17 protein-coding genes and 1 tRNA gene are annotated in these 16,031 nt (G+C 70.5%); 6 read left to right on the top strand and 12 right to left on the bottom strand.

The features are described from left to right. Positions 1-53: 53 nt before the first annotated feature. The gene (locus tag C3V38_RS00910) at positions 54-998 is read right to left on the bottom strand and encodes an LLM class F420-dependent oxidoreductase (protein ID WP_082767842.1); all 945 of its coding nucleotides are present in this window, start codon (positions 996-998) and stop codon (positions 54-56) included. 45 nt (positions 999-1,043) lie between these two features. Beyond that, on the bottom strand, positions 1,044-2,717 hold the full coding sequence (locus C3V38_RS00905) for a peptide chain release factor 3 (protein WP_106384910.1): 1,674 nt from the start codon (positions 2,715-2,717) through the stop codon (positions 1,044-1,046). A gap of 375 nt (positions 2,718-3,092) precedes the next feature. On the opposite strand from C3V38_RS00905, the gene C3V38_RS00900 reads away from it, so the two are divergent. After that, the gene (locus C3V38_RS00900; RefSeq protein WP_129591148.1) at positions 3,093-3,560 is read left to right on the top strand and encodes a DUF6508 domain-containing protein; all 468 of its coding nucleotides are present in this window, start codon (positions 3,093-3,095) and stop codon (positions 3,558-3,560) included. Here C3V38_RS00900 and C3V38_RS00895 read toward each other — a convergent pair. Genes C3V38_RS00895 through C3V38_RS00885 form a run of 3 tightly spaced genes read right to left on the bottom strand, consistent with a single transcriptional unit; the run spans position 3,548 to position 5,542 of the window. Further along, positions 3,548-4,015 carry a DUF1990 family protein gene (locus C3V38_RS00895; protein ID WP_061229844.1) on the bottom strand — a complete coding sequence of 156 codons (468 nt, stop codon included), beginning with the start codon at positions 4,013-4,015 and terminating at the stop codon, positions 3,548-3,550. The two genes, C3V38_RS00900 and C3V38_RS00895, sit on opposite strands and share 13 nt — an antisense overlap. Further along, a complete protein-coding gene (pth, locus tag C3V38_RS00890) occupies positions 4,012-4,614 on the bottom strand; it encodes an aminoacyl-tRNA hydrolase (protein WP_061229843.1) in 603 nt (200 codons plus the stop codon). Before pth ends, C3V38_RS00895 begins: the two co-directional genes overlap by 4 nt. A gap of 31 nt (positions 4,615-4,645) precedes the next feature. After that, a complete protein-coding gene (locus C3V38_RS00885; protein ID WP_106384909.1) occupies positions 4,646-5,542 on the bottom strand; it encodes a LysR family transcriptional regulator ArgP in 897 nt (298 codons plus the stop codon). A gap of 68 nt (positions 5,543-5,610) precedes the next feature. On the opposite strand from C3V38_RS00885, the gene C3V38_RS00880 reads away from it, so the two are divergent. Then, positions 5,611-6,228: a LysE/ArgO family amino acid transporter gene (locus tag C3V38_RS00880; RefSeq protein ID WP_061230074.1), complete on the top strand. Its 618-nt coding sequence runs from the start codon at positions 5,611-5,613 to the stop codon at positions 6,226-6,228. 315 nt (positions 6,229-6,543) lie between these two features. On the opposite strand, the gene C3V38_RS00875 is transcribed toward C3V38_RS00880, so the two are convergent. The 4 genes from C3V38_RS00875 to glmU all read right to left on the bottom strand — a co-directional run bounded on the left by C3V38_RS00875 (position 6,544) and on the right by glmU (position 10,277). Next, a complete protein-coding gene (locus tag C3V38_RS00875; RefSeq protein ID WP_061230075.1) occupies positions 6,544-7,176 on the bottom strand; it encodes a 50S ribosomal protein L25/general stress protein Ctc in 633 nt (210 codons plus the stop codon). Between the two features lie 296 nt (positions 7,177-7,472). Further along, positions 7,473-7,814, bottom strand: a complete 342-nt coding sequence (gene arsC, locus C3V38_RS00870; RefSeq protein WP_061230076.1) for an arsenate reductase (glutaredoxin) — start codon at positions 7,812-7,814, stop codon at positions 7,473-7,475. A 7-nt stretch (positions 7,815-7,821) separates the two neighbouring features. Further along, positions 7,822-8,799: a ribose-phosphate diphosphokinase gene (locus C3V38_RS00865; protein WP_061230077.1), complete on the bottom strand. Its 978-nt coding sequence runs from the start codon at positions 8,797-8,799 to the stop codon at positions 7,822-7,824. Continuing rightward, positions 8,796-10,277 carry a bifunctional UDP-N-acetylglucosamine diphosphorylase/glucosamine-1-phosphate N-acetyltransferase GlmU gene (gene glmU / locus C3V38_RS00860; protein ID WP_061230078.1) on the bottom strand — a complete coding sequence of 494 codons (1,482 nt, stop codon included), beginning with the start codon at positions 10,275-10,277 and terminating at the stop codon, positions 8,796-8,798. The genes C3V38_RS00865 and glmU overlap by 4 nt, the downstream gene beginning before the upstream one ends. Before the next feature lie 158 nt (positions 10,278-10,435). Here glmU and C3V38_RS00855 point away from each other — a divergent pair, with 158 nt between their 5' ends. Then, positions 10,436-11,719 carry an MFS transporter gene (locus tag C3V38_RS00855; RefSeq protein WP_106386309.1) on the top strand — a complete coding sequence of 428 codons (1,284 nt, stop codon included), beginning with the start codon at positions 10,436-10,438 and terminating at the stop codon, positions 11,717-11,719. Here C3V38_RS00855 and C3V38_RS00850 read toward each other — a convergent pair. After that, positions 11,716-12,327: a flavodoxin family protein gene (locus C3V38_RS00850; RefSeq protein ID WP_061229828.1), complete on the bottom strand. Its 612-nt coding sequence runs from the start codon at positions 12,325-12,327 to the stop codon at positions 11,716-11,718. The two genes, C3V38_RS00855 and C3V38_RS00850, sit on opposite strands and share 4 nt — an antisense overlap. 134 nt (positions 12,328-12,461) lie before the next feature. On the opposite strand from C3V38_RS00850, the gene C3V38_RS00845 reads away from it, so the two are divergent. Together C3V38_RS00845 and C3V38_RS17485 are read left to right on the top strand one after the other, a co-directional pair. After that, a complete protein-coding gene (locus C3V38_RS00845; protein ID WP_106384908.1) occupies positions 12,462-14,267 on the top strand; it encodes a thiamine pyrophosphate-requiring protein in 1,806 nt (601 codons plus the stop codon). Next, positions 14,264-14,431 (top strand): hypothetical protein, encoded by a 168-nt coding sequence (locus tag C3V38_RS17485; RefSeq protein WP_165001051.1) that lies wholly within the window; start codon positions 14,264-14,266, stop codon positions 14,429-14,431. The genes C3V38_RS00845 and C3V38_RS17485 overlap by 4 nt, the downstream gene beginning before the upstream one ends. Here C3V38_RS17485 and C3V38_RS00840 read toward each other — a convergent pair. Then, positions 14,432-14,503, bottom strand: a tRNA-Gln gene (locus tag C3V38_RS00840). Between the two features lie 204 nt (positions 14,504-14,707). On the opposite strand from C3V38_RS00840, the gene C3V38_RS00835 reads away from it, so the two are divergent. Next, positions 14,708-15,379: a TetR/AcrR family transcriptional regulator gene (locus C3V38_RS00835; protein WP_254426040.1), complete on the top strand. Its 672-nt coding sequence runs from the start codon at positions 14,708-14,710 to the stop codon at positions 15,377-15,379. Positions 15,380-15,423: 44 nt separating this feature from the next. On the opposite strand, the gene C3V38_RS00830 is transcribed toward C3V38_RS00835, so the two are convergent. Beyond that, a complete protein-coding gene (locus tag C3V38_RS00830) occupies positions 15,424-15,990 on the bottom strand; it encodes an HdeD family acid-resistance protein (protein WP_106384906.1) in 567 nt (188 codons plus the stop codon). Positions 15,991-16,031 lie beyond the last annotated feature (41 nt).

Raw genomic sequence — 16,031 nt, 5'->3', positions numbered from 1 at the left:
CCCGCCGCCCGGCCTGACGAGGGCTTTTCGCCTGCCGGGCGGCTGCCGCCCGATCAGAGCTGGCGGGCGACCTCCGAGGCGACGAGGTCGAGGTGGTCGAGATCGGACATGTCGAGCAGCTGCAGGTAGATGCGGCGGGCGCCGATCTCCGCGTAGCGGCCGATCTTCTCGACGACTTCCGCCGGGGTGCCGGCGGCCCCGTTGGTGCGCAGTTCGTCGGCCTCTCGGCCGATGGCGTCGGCGCGGCGGGCGATCTCGGCCTCGTCGCGTCCGCAGCACAGGACGAGTGCCGCCGAGCGGATGATCTCCTCGGGGGCCCGGCCGCGTTCGGCGCAGGCCTCGTCGACGCGTCGGTACTGGGTGGCGACGGTGTCGACGTCGGCGAACGGGACGTTGAACTCGTCGGCGAACCGGGCGGCCAGCGCGGGGGTGCGCTTCTTGCCGTGGCCGCCGACGATCACGGGCGGCGGCGACTGCACGGGCTTGGGCAGGCCGGGGGAGTCGACGAGATCGATGCGCTTGCCGCGGACCGTCAGCGTCTCACCCGCGGGCGCCGACCACAGCTGCTCGAGCGCACCGAGGGTGTCCTCGAGCAGGTCGAACCGCTCGCCGAGCGGCGGGAACGGGATGCCGTACGCGGTGTGTTCGTCCTCGTACCACCCGGCGCCGAGGCCCACGTCCAGGCGGCCGCCGGACATCTCGTCGACCTGGGCCAGGGAGATCGCCAGGGGGCCGAGGTGCCGGAACGTCACCGAGGTCAGCAGCGTGCCCAGGCGGATGGAGGAGGTCTCCCGGGCCAGGCCGGCGAGCGTGAGCCAGGCGTCGGTGGGGCCGGGCAGGCCGCTGACGTCGCCCATCTTGAGGTAGTGGTCGGAGCGGAAGAACGCCTCGTAGCCGAGGTCCTCGGCGGCGCGGGCGACGGCGAGCTGGTCGGCGTACGTCGCGCCCTGCTGCGGTTCGACGAAGACGCGGAGGGACACGCGGGAATCACTGGGCATGGGTCCAGCTTGCCCGCGGCCCGCGGCTGCGCGCCAGCCCCGGGGCTAGTTGGTGTCCGCGACGAGCGGCTCGATGGTGAGGTGGTCCATCTCCTTGGAGATGTACTGCAGGCGCCACTTGTCGCCGAACAGGGCCAGGAGCTCGCCGTCGGTGCGTTGGAACACCTCGACCCCGCGTTGGCGGCCCAGCTCGTCGGCGGACTCGGCGTCGGTCCGCCGGGCGATGGAGTACGGCAGGTTGTCGACGATCACCTCGACGTTGAACTCGGCCTTCATGCGGGCCGTGACGACCTCGAACTGCATGGGGCCGACCGCGGCCATGACCGGGTTCGCGTCGCCACGCGTGTCGTTGCGCAGGATCTGCACCACGCCCTCGGCGGCCAGCTGATCGATCGCCTTGCGGAACTGCTTGTACTTACCCAGCGACTGCGCGCGCACCACAGCGAAGAACTCGGGCGCGAACTGCGGGATCGGCGGGAACTGCACCTTCTTGCCGGTGTAGAGCGTGTCGCCGGGCGCGAGCCCGGTGGCGTTGACCAGGCCCACCACGTCGCCGGGGTAGGCGGTCTCGACGGTGTTGCGGTCGCGGCCGAACACGGTCAGCGCGTACTTGGTGGTGAACGGCTTGCCGGTCTGCGCGTGCTGGACCACCATGCCGCGTTCGAACTCGCCCGAGACCACGCGCATGAACGCCAGCCGGTCGCGGTGGGCCGCGTCCATGCCTGCCTGCACCTTGAACACCACGGCGGAGAACGGGTCGGTGGTCCGGCGCGGCTCACCGGAGACGGTGGGCCACTCCCGCGGCGGCGGCGCCAGTTCGACGAGCGCGTCGAGGATCTGGTGCACGCCGAAGTTGAGCATCGCGGAGGCGAAGATGACCGGGCTCGTCTCCCCGGCGAGGTACAGCTCCTGATCGTGGTCCTGGCCCATCGCGGACAGCAACTCGGACTCCTCGACCGCGGTCTCCCACACGTCGCCCTCTCTCGCGGCGGCGGCGTCCGGGTCGTAGTGCTCCTCGGGCGCGATGGTCGAACCGCCGGCGGTGCGGGTGAAGTGGACGTACTCCTCGGGTGTGCCGTCCTCACCGCGCCGCAGGAGACCGCGGTAGTCGCCCGCGATGCCGACCGGCATGTACAGGGGAGTGGGCACGAGGCCGATCTGCTCGGTGATCTCGTCGAGCAGCTCGAGCGGCGCGCGGCCGGGGCGGTCCCACTTGTTGATCACGGTGATGATCGGCAGGCCGTGGTGCTTACACACCTGGAACAGCTTGAGCGTCTGCGGTTCGAGGCCCTTGGCCGCGTCGATGAGCATGACCGCCGCGTCGACGGCCGTGAGGACGCGGTAGGTGTCCTCGGAGAAGTCGGCGTGGCCGGGGGTGTCGACGAGGTTGATGACGTACGGCTCGTCCGCGGGGTCGGCGCCCTCGGGGGCGTACGTGAACTGCAGTGCGGTGGAGCTGACGGAGATGCCGCGGGCCTTCTCCATCTCCATCCAGTCCGACACGGTCGAGCGGCGGCCCGATTTGCCGTGGACGGCCCCGGCCTCGGTGATCACGCGGGCGTGCAGCGCGAGCGCCTCGGTCAGCGTCGACTTACCGGCGTCCGGGTGTGCGATGACGGCGAACGTCCTGCGGCGAGCGACCTCGGACGCGACGTCCTCGGCGGTGTCCGTACCCGAGGCGTGTCCGCCCGTTCCGGTGTCCTCGGCGGTCTCGGTCACGCGCACTCCTCACAGCAGTCGACGGCCCTCGTCGTCGTCACCCAGGGTACGTCCGCCCTCGTCCGCGCACCGAATCCGCCCACGTCACCCCCCGAGCCCGGCCGGGCTCGCGAAAAGCGAGGTCAGACGTGGCGCGCGGCGCGCCGGCGGCGCGGCTCGTCCGACACGGGCGGCCGACCCGGTCGCGCCCTCGGGGACGCGGGTCGAATGAGTACTGTTGTCGCCGTTCACATCTCGGGGTGCGGCGGTGGATCGGTAACGGCGAGCGGCTAAAAGTCCGATTATTTAGGCAGGTGTCGTAGTTCGCGGGTGTCGGACCCGGCCGCTACGGTGCGCGGGACAGGGATCAGGGACGAACCGAAGGGGGAGGGCGAAATGGGGGAGGGCGAGATGGGGGAGGGCGACAGTCGCTATCCGGTGGGCGAGGAGGGCCGGGGGCAGCGGGAGGAGCGAAGGGAGGCGCTCCGCCGGCTGCGTCCGGCGGTCGAGCGACTGCGCGGGCTTTCCGAGGCCGGGCGGCCCGGTGGCGCGTGGGCGGCGCACCGGTCACTTCTGCGCTATCCGGGTGTCGAGGACGACGCCCGGGCGGTGATGGCGGCGTTCGACGGAGGCGTTCTCACCCGGCACGGGCACCTCGAGCAGCTCGCGCGGCGGGGCCTGTCTCACGGCGGGTTGACCGACCTCGCCGGGCTGGCGGAGGCGGCGGACGAGGAGCTGACACGGGCGCTCATCACGTGGGTGGCCCGTTCCGAGCGCTTTGAGGGTGGTGGGATGGCCGAAGCGCTGAGGGAGGGCACGCTCGTGGTGCTGCTCGACCGGCTGTTCGAGCTCTACGATCTGTGACCGTCGGGCCGCAGCGCCGCCAGGTAGCGGCGCGTGAGCCGGTTCTGCTCTGCGCGTGCCACGGGTGCGCCGAGCCTGGCGAACAGGGTGGCGTGGGCGGACTCGGCGGTGATGGTCAGGGACACGGCGTCCGTGGCGGGGTCGCGCCGCACGAGGAAGCGCTCCCATCCGCGTTCAGGGTGGCCGGGCAGGGCGCGGTAGGTGAAGCCGTGCGCGTCGGGCCGGTCGGTGACTTCGGTGACCTCGCACGGTGCGGCGAGTCGGAGCCACGCCGCGGGTCCGGTGCGGGGCCGGAGTGTCACCGTCCGGCCGGGGGTGGCGGGTCCGTCGGCGACGACGACGAGGCCGGCGCGGCGATGCATCTGCCAGTTGATGAGTTGGTCGCCGGCGCGATCGAAGAGAGCGGCCCCGGAGCCCAGGTGGGCGTCGCGCTCGAACCGCCGGACCCGGCTCACGCCGAGTGGACCTGGTTCTGGGCGGTGTCGAGCCCGTGCTTGAGGAGCAGTTCGACGGCGTCGGCGGCGTCCTGGATGAGGAACGGCACGTCGGGCTCCTCGAGCTTGGAGAAGCGCTTGAGGACGAAGTCGGCCACCGCCATCCGGCCCGGTGGGCGGCCCACCCCGGCGCGGACCCGGATGTAGTCGCGGGTGCCGAGCGAGCTGGACACCGAGCGCAGACCGTTGTGGCCGCCCTCGCCGCCGCCCCGCTTGAGCCGGACCTGGCCGAAGTCGATGTCGATCTCGTCGTGGATGACGATCACGTCGGTGGGCGCCACGGAGAAGTACTTGGCCACCGCCGCGACCGGGCCGCCGGAGAGGTTCATGTAGCTGCGGGGACGCGCCAGCACGACGGGGGTGTCGGCGAGTCGCGTCTGGGCGATCTCGCAGTTGGTCTTCTTGTGGGTGGAGAAGCTCGCCGGCATGGGCAGCGCCCGCGAGGCGAGCTCCTGCAGGACGTCCCAGCCGATGTTGTGGCGGGTGCCCTCGTAGTCGGGTCCGGGGTTGGCCAGGCCCACCACGAGAGTGGGGCCGGACGGCTGGTCGGCGGTAGTCACGCGCCCATGATCCCAGACGCCGGGCGAGGGCTCATATCCGCAGCTCGGTGCGCGCGGTGTCGAGCACGGCGGCGGTGAGGGCGTCCAGATCGGGGGACTGGAGTTTCCAGTGCTGCCAGAACAGGGGCACGTCGAGTGGGCGATCCGGGGAGACCTCGACGATCTCCCCGGAGACCAGCCACGGCGTGGCCAGTTGCTCGGGGATGAGGCCCCAGCCCAGCCCGGCGACGATCGCGCGGACGTGGTCGTGCGAGCTGGGGATGAAGTGCCGGGGCCCGGTCGGCTCGCGTCTGGCCAGCCGGCGGTAGTGGTGGTTCTGGTGGCCGTCGCTGCGGTCGAAGTCCACTATGGGGGCCCGCCCGAGCGCGGCGGTCGTCGTACCCTTCCGCAGGTGCCGGGCAACGAACCCCGGGCTGGCGCAGGCGAGGTACCGCATCGACCCCAGTGGGAGTGCGCGGCAGCCCTGGACCGGGCGCGACTGGCTGGTCACCGCGGCCATCACCTCGCCGCGGCGCAGGAGCTCACTGGACAGGGACTCGTCCTCGCGGCGGATGTCAAAGACGACCCGGCCGCCGTCGTGGACCCCGGTCATGGCGTCGAGGAACCAGGTGGACAAGGAGTCGGAGTTGCACGCCACGGCCAGGACGACCGGGCCCTGCCCGGAGCCGAGATCGTCGAGTTCACCGGCCAGCGACTCCTCGAGGTGCAGCATCTGCCGGGCCGTGCGCAGGACGGTCTCGCCGGATTCGGTGGCGGTGACGGGTCGGTCGCGGCGCACGAGGATGCGGCCGGCGGACTCCTCGAGAGCGCGGATCCGCTGGGACACCGCGGACTGGGTGATGTGCAGGTGCGCGGCGGCGGCCTCGAACGATCCGAGATCCACCACGGCGACGAGCGTGCGGAGCTGGTCCAGCTGCAGAGGGTTCATAAGTACAGCTGATGCTAGAGCAGAAACTGCAGTCGCACTACTGGTGGACGCTTGCCTAGATTGAGGGGGTGACCACCACTTCCACTCTCTTCATGGGCGCAGGCATCGGCCTCGGACTCATCGCGGCCGTCGGCGCGCAGAACGCGTATGTGCTGCAGCGCTCGATCCGCGGGGACGTGTCGATGGTGCCGATCGTCGTGTTCTGCGTGCTCTCCGAGGCGGCGCTCATCCTGCTCGGAGTAGCCGGGGTGGGTGCGCTCATCGAGACGGCGCCGGGTGCGCTCACGGTGATGACGTGGATCGGAGTGGCGTTCCTCGTGGCCTACGGGACGTTCGCGGCGGTCCGCGCGATCCGGCCGGGGGAAGGGTTGCGGGCCGACGGCTCCGGCCGCGTGCCGTCGACGATGGGGGCGGTGGCGGCGTGCGCGGCGTTCACCTGGCTCAACCCGCACGCCTATCTCGACTGCGTGGTGTTCCTCGGCACCATCGCCAACCAGCAGGGCGGGGACCTGCGGTGGGTGTTCGCAGCCGGGGCGTTCCTCGCCGGCACAGTGTGGTTCTCGCTCATCGGCTTCGGCGGCAAGGCGCTCCGCGGGTTGTTCGCCAAGCCGGGGGCGTGGCGTGTGCTCGACGGGGCGATCGCCGTGATGATGTTCGTGCTCGCGGCGGGGCTCATCCGCGGCTGATCCGCTCGCTCGCGCGCCGGGCCCGTCGCAGCCGCGCGCCGTGTGAATCCGCAGGGCCCGTCGCAGCCGCGCGCCGGCATGGCATCTCGCGCGCGCCGGCGGGCCGGCCAGACGCCATCCCGGGGAGCGGCGACGGATTCGAGCGTCCGGGCACTGGGGCGAGACGCCAGGCACGGGGGCGAGGAGCCATTCGCTGGAGCGATACGCCAGACGGGGAAGCGTGTTGGGGTGGGGAAATGGAACGGGCCCGGGACGACACTCTGGTCGCCTCCGGGCCCGTGGCCTCCTCGCCGCTGTAGGACGGCGGTAAGGGGATCAGTCCTCCTCGGCGGCCTTCGCGGCGTCCTCGGCGGCCTCGCCCTGCGGCGCGGACTCCTCGTCGGACTCGAGGTCGGACTCGGACGGCGCCTCGATGACGTTGACCAGCAGGGTCTCCGGATCGGAGACCAGGGTCGCGCCGGAGGGCAGCGTGATGTCCGCGGCGGTGAACTGGGTGCCGGCCTCGACACCGGAGAGCGAGAGTTCGAACTCCTCGGGGATGTCGGTCGCCTCGACCTCGATCTCGATGTAGTCGGCGTCGGTCGTGACCAGGGTGCCGGGGGCGGCCTCACCGGTGAGGATCACGGCGACCTCGACGACGACCTTCTCGCCCTTCTTCACCACGAGCAGGTCGGTGTGCTCGATGACGCGGGTCAGCGGGTGCACATCGATCTGCTTGGGCAGCGCGAGCTGCTCCTCACCCTCGATGTCGAGGGTGAGCAGGGAGTTGGTGCCGTGCGCACGAAGCACGGCGGCGAACTCGAGCGCGTTGAGCAGGAGGTGGCGGGGCTCGGTGTGGTGGCCGTACAGCACCGCCGGCACCTGGCCCTCACGACGGGCGCGGCGGGCGGAGCCCTTGCCGAACTCGGTGCGGGTGACGGTCTTGAGGTTGTTGATTTCCTTGGCCATGACTGCCTTTTCGTCGGAGTGGGAGAGCGTGACGCTCTACGAGTGGTACCTCCTCGGCGATCGAGACGATCGTCGAGGCCGGTCCACTGGGAACCACACCGACAATGATCGCGTCGATAACGGAGTGACCCGGGTTGATGCGGGTCCTCCCTCGCCGAGATGACCCGACCAGCCTAGCGCTGCGGGGTGCGGCGCCCAAAATCGCCCGACCCGCCGCCCCGGGTGTGGGGCGGCGGGTCGGGCGCTGTCCCGGCTAGGTGGGCCAGCAGGTGCAGTGGGTCAGCCGGGGCGGTGGGTCAGAGGATCTCCTCGACCTCCGCCGTGGGACGCGCGAGGCGGGTGCCCTTGTCGGTGACGACGAAGGGCCGCTCGATCAGTCGCGGGTGGGCGACCATCGCGGCGAGGAGCTCGTCATCCGAGGCATCGATGAGGCCGAGCTCGGTGAACTCCGCCTCCTTGACGCGGACGGCCTGCCGCACCGTGAGCGCGGCGTCGGCGATCAGTGTGCGCAGTTCCTCGACGGTGGGCGGGGTGTCGAGGTACTTGATGATCGTCGGCTCCACACCCCGCTCGCGCAGCAGCTCGAGGGCCTGCCGCGACTTGGAGCAGCGGGGGTTGTGGTAGATCGTCGCGCCCATGGTCGGCCTACGCGGAACCGTTGAACAGGCTGGTCACCGAGCCGTTCTCGAACACCTCGTGGATGGTCCGGGCCAGCAGCGGCGCGATGGACAGCACGGTGAGGTTCTCGAACCGCTTCTCCGGCGGGATGGGCAGCGTGTCGGTGGTGATGACCTCCTTGGCCCCGCAGGTGGCGAGACGCTCGGCGGCCGGGTCGGAGAAGATGCCGTGGGTGGTGGCGATGATGACATCACCGGCACCGGCGTCCTTGAGCACCTTGACGGCGCCGGCGATGGTGCCACCGGTGTCGATCATGTCGTCCATGAGGACGCAGGTCTTGCCCTCGACGTCACCGACCACGCGGTTGGACTTGACCTGGTTGGGCACGTTGGGATCGCGGGTCTTGTGGACGAACGCGAGCGGGGCGCCGTCGAGGGCGTCGGCCCACTTCTCGCCCACCTTGACGCGGCCGGCGTCGGGGGAGACCACGACGATGTTGTCCGTCCCGTAGTGCTGACGGACGTAGTCCGACAGCTGGCCCTGGGCGTGCATGTGGTCGACCGGGCCGTCGAAGAAGCCCTGGATCTGGTCGGTGTGCAGGTCGACCGTGATGATCCGGTCAGCGCCCGCGGTCTTGAGCAGATCGGCGATGAGGCGGGCCGAGATGGGCTCGCGGCCGCGGTGCTTCTTGTCCTGGCGGGCGTACGGGTAGAACGGCAGAACCGCGGTGATGCGCTTGGCGCTGCCGCGCTTGAGCGCGTCGATCATGATGAGCTGCTCCATGATCCACTTGTTCAGCGGAGCCGGGGCGCTCTGCATCACGAAGGCGTCGCAGCCTCGGACGGACTCCTCGAAACGGACGAAGATCTCGCCGTTCGCGAAGTCACGGGCGGTCTGGGGGGTGACCTCGACGCCGAGTTCCGCGGCCACCTGATCGGAGAGTTCGGGGTGTGCGCGCCCCGCGAAAAACATCAGGTTCTTCTGGTTGGCGATCCAGTCGCTCACTGTGTGAGTCCGTCCTTCTGGGAGTCGTTCCGGGCACGACGGGCAGCCTCTGCCGAACCGGAATCCGGCCGGTTCTTGATCACCCAGTCGTCGATGTTCCTCTGCCGTCCTCCGGACACCGCGAGGGCACCCGGCGGGACGTCGTCCTTGATCACGGTACCCGCGCCCGAATAGGCCCCGTCTCCGACGGTCACCGGTGCGACGAACATGGTGTCGGAACCGGTGCGGCAGTGATCGCCGATCACTGTACGGTTCTTGTTCACCCCGTCGTAATTGACGAACACACTCGACGCCCCGATGTTGGTGTGCTCACCGATGGTCGCGTCACCGACGTAGGTCAGGTGCGGCACCTTGGTGTTGGCGCCGATCGTAGACTTCTTGACCTCGACGAACGTGCCGATCCTGGTGTTGGCGCCGAGGTCCGCCCCGGGCCGCAGATACGCGAACGGGCCCACCTCGGCACCATCCCCGACTGTGGCGCTCACCGCATGTGAACGCACGACCGAGGCCCCCTCGCCGACGGTCGTGTCCTGCAGGGTGGTGTCTGGGCCGATGGTCGCGCCGTCGTGGACGACGGTCGCGCCCGCGAGGTGGGCACCGGGAAGGATCGTCACATCGCGGCCGATCTCCACGCCCACGTCGAGCCACGTACTGGACGGGTCGACGATGGTCGCCCCGGCGCGCATGGCCGACTCGCACAGCCGGCGGTTCATCTCGCTGGCCAGGGCGGCCAGCTGCACACGGTCGTTGACGCCCGCCACGAGGTCCGCGTCCTCGACGCGGTGCCCGCGGATGAGTCCGTTGGCCTGCCGGGCCAACTGGATGACGTCGGTGAGGTACAGCTCGCCCTGCGAGTTGTCGGTGCTCAGCTGCCCGAGCTTGTCCCGCAGGACCTGCGCGTCGAACGCGTAGATGCCGGAGTTGACCTCGTTGATCGCCCTCTCGTCTTCCGAGGCGTCCTTGTGCTCGACGATCCTGAGCACCTCGCCGTCGTCGTTCCTCACGATGCGGCCGTACCCCGTGGGGTCGGGCGCCGTCGACGTCAGGACGGTGACCGCCGCCCGCGGCCGCATGTCGTGGCGGCTCACCACCTCGCGCAACGTCTCGCTATCGAGCAGCGGGATGTCGGAGGTGGTCACGAGGACCGTGCCGGAGAAGTCGGCGGGCAACCCCGACATCCCGGCCGCGACCGCGTCACCGGTGCCCTTCTGCTCCTCCTGGACGGCGGTGGAGACCGGCACACCGAGCTCGGATGACAACTCGTCCACCGCGGCGGAGACCTGCTCGCGTTGATGGCCCACCACCACGACGATCGCGTCCGGCTCGATCCCCGCCGCGGCGTGCAGGGCGTGACCGAGCATGGTCCGCCCGCACACGCGGTGCAGCATCTTGGGGGTGGCGCTCTTCATCCTGGTGCCGGAGCCGGCGGCCAGGACGATGACCGCGGTCTGGGTGCGATCGGTCTGCGGTGTCGTCATCAAATCTCCTCGGGCGTGGCAGCGCCCTGTGGGGGATGGGCGGCTGCGCAACATATGTGCAACCGCCGACAGTGTTGGACGTTCGCGTCTGAGGATAGAGGGTCACTCCGACGATCCGGACCGTCTCGCAGCCGAGTAGCCTGCCCCGGGTGTCAGTTCTGAGGCGCCAGCTCGCCGATACCCGGCCGTTGAGGCAGCCAGACTTCCGCAGACTGTGGCTCGCCAACATCGTCACGGTCATCGGCGCGCAGCTGTCCCTCGTCGCGGTGCCGCAGCAGGTCTTCGAGATCACCCGCAGCTCGGCGTACGTGGGGCTCACCGGCGTGTTCGCGCTCGTGCCGCTCATCGTGTTCGGCCTGTGGGGCGGGGCGCTGGCCGACGCGTTCGACCGGCGCACGCTGCTCATGATCACCACCACCGGCCTCATCGCGACCGCTGCGCTGTTCTGGCTGCAGGCCGCTGCCGGGAACCAGAACGTGTGGCTGGTGATGGGGCTGCTCGCCGTACAGCAGGCGTTCTTCGCGGTCAACCAGCCCACCCGGTCGGCGATCATCCCGAGACTCGTCCCGTCCGACCAACTCGCCTCCGCCTCCGCGCTCAACATGACCGTCATGCAGTTCGGCGCGATCGTCGGACCGCTCTCGGCGGGCATCCTCATCCCGGTGCTCGGGCTGGAGTCGCTGTATCTCCTGGACTCGGTGGCGCTCCTGGTGACGCTGTACGCCGTCTACCGGCTCCCACCCCAGCCGGTGGCGGGGGAGCGGCCCTCGGTCGGGCTGCGGTCGGTGATCGACGGGTTCGCCTACCTGGCCACCCGCCGCATCCTGCTGGCCTCGTTCCTCGTGGACATCATCGCCATGGTCTTCGGCATGCCTCGGGCGCTCTTCCCACAGATCGCCACCGAGTCCTTCGGTGACCCCCCGACCGGCGGGACCGCGCTCGGGCTCCTGTTCGCCGCGATGAGCGTCGGCGCCGTGTTGGGCGGCGTCTTCTCCGGCTGGATCCCGCGTGTGCGACGGCAGGGCCTGGCGGTATTGGTGTGCGTGGCGCTGTGGGGTCTGGCGATGGTCGCGTTCGGCGTGTTCGTCGCTGCGGCCTCACCCGAGGGCTCGGCCTGGTGGCTGTGGCTGGCGCTCGCGGCCCTCGCGTTCGGCGGTGCCGTGGACATGGTCTCGGCCGCGTTCCGTCAGGCCATCCTGCTCGAGTCGGCCACAGACGAGATGCGTGGGCGCCTGCAGGGCGTGTTCATCGTCGTGGTGGCCGGCGGCCCCCGCATCGGCGACGTCGCCCACGGCGTGGCGGCGGCGTCGGTGGGCACCGCGGTCGCGGCGGCCGGCGGCGGCGTGCTCGTCGTGGTCGGCGTGGTGATCTGCGCGGTCGCGTTCCCGGCGTTCCTGCGCTACACCGTCCGCAGCGCGGTCGAGCGGGGTGCGAAGGGCTAGACCGCCGGGTACTGCGTGCCCTTGAGGAAGCGTGCGAGATGTACCGCGTTGGACGAGAGCGTGGTGATCGTCGAGGCCACGGCCGACGGCGTCTCGTCGAGGTCCTTGTAGTCCTTGGGGTTCATCGCCTCGTGGTTCCAGTAGGTGCCGCCCTGGGCAGGAATCGTGAAGCCGATGTCGTTGAGCCCCTGGAACGTGTCGGCGATGATCTTGTGCGCGCCGTCCTCGTTGCCCACCACCGAGACCACGGCGACCTTGCCGAACATCGCCGGCCGGCCGTCGTCGTCGGTGGCGGACAGTTGCGCGTCCAGACGCTCCAGCACGCGCTGCGCGATGCTCGACATGTGGCCGACCCAGGTGGGTGTGGAGAAAACCAGGATGTCGGCGGCCCTGATCTTCTCGAGGATGGCGGGCCACTGGTCGCCGTCGCCCATGTCGTCGTCGACACCCGGGCGTACGTCGTAGTCGGCGACGCGGACGGTCTCACCGGTCACGCCGTGACCGGCCAACTCGTCGAGGATCTGCCGGGCGATGAGGTCACTGCTCGACTCGGCGGGAGAGGCCTTGAGCGAGCACACCAGTGCGAGGGCTTTCAGGTCCGTGTCCATGCCGCGCACGGTAGACCCGCCCCGCGCGCCGGACAACCGCTGTCCCGGGACCGCCACCAGACCGGTGGAGCGTGTCGGAGGCGACCCCTACGGTGGGGGCCACTCACGGACCGACGGGTGGAGAGGGCACGCGTATGAGCACGGACAGGACGGTGGCCGACCTCGTCGTCGAGCGACTGGTGGCCTGGGACGTCGAACGGGTCTACGGCTACGCCGGGGACGGCAACAACCCCCTGCTCGGCGCGCTGCGCCGCTCCGACATCGCCCCGGCGTTCGGGCGCGCGCGCCACGAGGAGTCCGCCGCGTTCATGGCGGTGGCCGACGCCAAGTACTCGGGCGCCGTCGGCGTGGTGACCTCCACCCAGGGCCCGGGCGCGATGCACCTGATCAACGGCCTGTACGACGCCAAACTCGACAGCGTTCCGGTGGTGGCCCTGGTCGCGCAGCAGCACACCAGCGTGCTCGGCTCCGGCTATCAGCAGGAGATCAACCTCGGCAACGTGTTCGCGGACGTCGCCGGCCCGTACCTGCAGACCGTCTCGTCTGCCGAGCAGGTGCCGCTGGTGCTCGACCGGGCGTTCCGGTCCGCGCTCACGCACCGCACCCCCGTGGTCGTCATCCTTCCCCACGACGTGCAGAACCTGCCGGCGCCGGAGTTCGGTGGCGAGCTCGGCCAGGAGCACGGCGTGGTGGTGACCACGCCCGAGTGGACCCACGGGGTCACCGCGCCGCGTGACGACGACGTGGCCCGCGCCGTAGAAGTCCTGGACGCGGGGGAGCGGATCGCGATCCTGGCCGGGCGCGGGGTGGCCGGGGCGCGCGACGAACTCATGGAGCTGGCCAAGTGCCTGGACGCGGGCGTCACGATGAGCCTGCTCGGCAAACCCTACGTCGACGAATCGTCACCGCTGGTGGGTGGGACCATGGGGCATCTGGGGACGACGGCGAGTGCGCGGATCCTCCAGAACTGCGACACCTTGCTGATCGTCGGTTCGAACGACCCCTGGACGGAGTTCTACCCCGAGCCCGGGCAGGCGCGGGCCGTGCAGATCGACCTGGACCCGGTGCACCTGGCGAACCGATACCCGATCGAGGTGGGCCTGGTCGGCGATGCCGCGCTCGCGCTGCGTGAGCTGCTCGGGCGGGTGGCCGAGAAGGACCGCTCCGCCTGGCGTGGCGACGTCGAGAAATGGGTGCGCCAGTGGCGGGAGATCTCCCGGATGCGCTCCGAGGTGCCCACACGCGGACTCAACCCCGAGCTGGTCGCCCGGCGGCTGGCCGAACACATACCGCACGACGCGCGCCTCGCCGTGGACGTGGGCAGCAGCGTCTACCACTACGTGCGGCAGATAGATCTACCCACGTCCGTGCACGCGCACCTGTCGTCGACGCTGGCCTCGATGGGCTGCGGTATCCCGTACGCCATCGCCGCCAAGGCCGCCGCACCCGCCAAGCCGGTGGCCGTGCTGGCCGGCGACGGCGCCGTGCAGATGCTCGGTATCAACGAGCTGATCACCGTGGCCGAGGCTTGGCCCGGCTGGGAGGACCCGACCATGGTGATCGTGGTGCTCAGCAACCGCGATCTGGCAGAGGTGAGCTGGGAGCAGCGGGAGAGCGAGTCGCAGCCGCGGTACGCGCGGTCGCAGGAGGTGCCGGAGTTCGACATGGCCGCCTACGCCGAGCTGCTCGGCCTGCGGGGGATCCGGGTCGAGGAGCCCGATCAGCTGGCGCCGGCGTTGGAGGAGGCGTTCTCCGCGGGCCGGCCCACGGTCATCGACGCGATCACCGATCCGGACGTCCCGCTGCTGCCGCCGTTCCCGCACGGCCGCGAGATGCTCGAGTCGATGCGCACCGGCCTGCAGGCGGAGGGCGCCGCGGGCGAGCACGCCCTCGATCTACTGGAGACATATGCACGGATGGAGGAGGAGCGGTTCACGTGACGGGGACAAACGGACCAGGCCAGCCCGACGAGCCGGACTTCCGGCCCGACGCCGAGGTGGAGCGCACGCCGCGTCGCTCGCGGCAGCCCGCGCTGACGGTGCTGGCAGTGGTGGCGATCCTGCTGCTCGTGCTGGCGGTGGGGATCTTCGGCGGGATCTTCTAGCTCCCCCGCCAGGACTCGAACCTGAAATGCCTGAACCAAAATCAGGAGTGTTGCCAATTACACCACGGGGGAACGGCCCGCGAACGGGCCGTCACCAGTCTGGCACATGAGATCGGGCCCATCGGTGCGCACCTGCGCACCGATGGGCCCTGGCCGCCGTGAGCAGCAGTGTTGCCGCCGGTCGGGGGGAGCGGAATTCGCGCGTGGCTATCCTCGGGGTATCAGAAAAAGGGGTGGGGCATGACGGGCGCGGGCGTACCGACACCGAGGACCAGGATGTCCGCCGCCAAGCGGCGGCAGCAGCTGGTGGAGGTCGGCCGACGGATCTTCGCCGAGAACGGCTACGACGCCGCGACGGTGGAGGACATCGCCGCCGCGGCGGGGGTGTCCAAGCCGGTGGTCTACGAGCACTTCGGAGGCAAGGAGGGGCTCTACGCGGTCGTGTGCGACCGCGAGCTCGCCTACCTCGGCGCGGAGATCACCGAGGCGCTGCAGGGCGAGGGGTCGCGGCGGCGCATCGAGCGCGCGGCGATGGCGCTGCTGCGCTACGTCGAGGAGCGCACGGACGGCTTCCGTATTCTCGTGCGCGAATCGTCCCCCGTGGGTGGGGGTTCGTATTCGACCCTGCTCAACGACGCCACCGCCAGCGTGACCTACATCCTCGAGGAGGAGTTCGTCGCCCGCGGGTTCGACCCCATCACCACCAGTGTGTACGCGCAGGCCCTGGTCGGAATGGTCTCCGGAACCGCCCAGTGGTGGCTCGACGCCCGCACGCCGCCCAAGGAAGAGGTCGCCGCGCACATCGTCAACCTCTGTTTCAACGGCCTCTCGCATCTCGATCCCTCGCCGACGCTCGGGGTCGACGTCCTCGAGAAGTACGGCGGGCCGAGCCACCCCGGTGGCACGCCGCAGGGGCGCGACATGCGCCCGGGGCCCGGAAGCCCGTAGTAGGTCGCTCCCCGGCCCTTGCCGGGGGATGAGGGTGGCGCGGTTCAGGCTGCGACGGCCACCCGGCGCTCGAGCCGGTCGGAGTCGGCGCGGAGGCGGAACGCCACAGCGGCCATGACCGCGCCGACGGCGAGACCGAACCAGCCGGCGAAGGTGACGACCGTGTCGACCGCCGCCGGGCCCACGACGCCCAGCCCGAGTCCCACCACCGCCAGGACGACGCCGAGCGTCACCATGACCCACGAGTCGGGGATCTCGGAGTGCAGGGTCTGGGCTCCGTAGGCGACGAGGGCGCCGGAGGCCACCAGCCAGGCGGCGAACATCAGGATCAACGCGGTGGCCGAGATGCCGGGCCAGAACAGGACGACCAGCCCGAGGATCATGAATCCGGCGCCGGCGAGGATGAGGCCACCGCGGCCGGGGGTCCGGTCCGGAAGCGCCACTCCGGTCGTCATCGTCATGGCGCCGTCACCGAGGGCGAAGGCCGCCACGAGGAACACCGCGAGCGTCATGCCCGTGGTGGGGGAGGCCAGTGCGGTCGCGCCCAGGGCGATCGCCAGTGCTCCGCGGATGAGCTGGACCCACCAGTTACGGGTCAGTGATTCGATCATTTCTCCACCTTTCCTGCGCTGGCGTCTGCCGCCGCGTGGTA

Source organism: Dietzia sp. oral taxon 368, from assembly GCF_002999155.1.
Taxonomy (GTDB): domain Bacteria; phylum Actinomycetota; class Actinomycetes; order Mycobacteriales; family Mycobacteriaceae; genus Dietzia; species Dietzia cinnamea.
The sequence above is the reverse complement of the archived record's forward strand: the minus strand, read 5'-3'. Positions and strand labels throughout refer to the sequence as shown.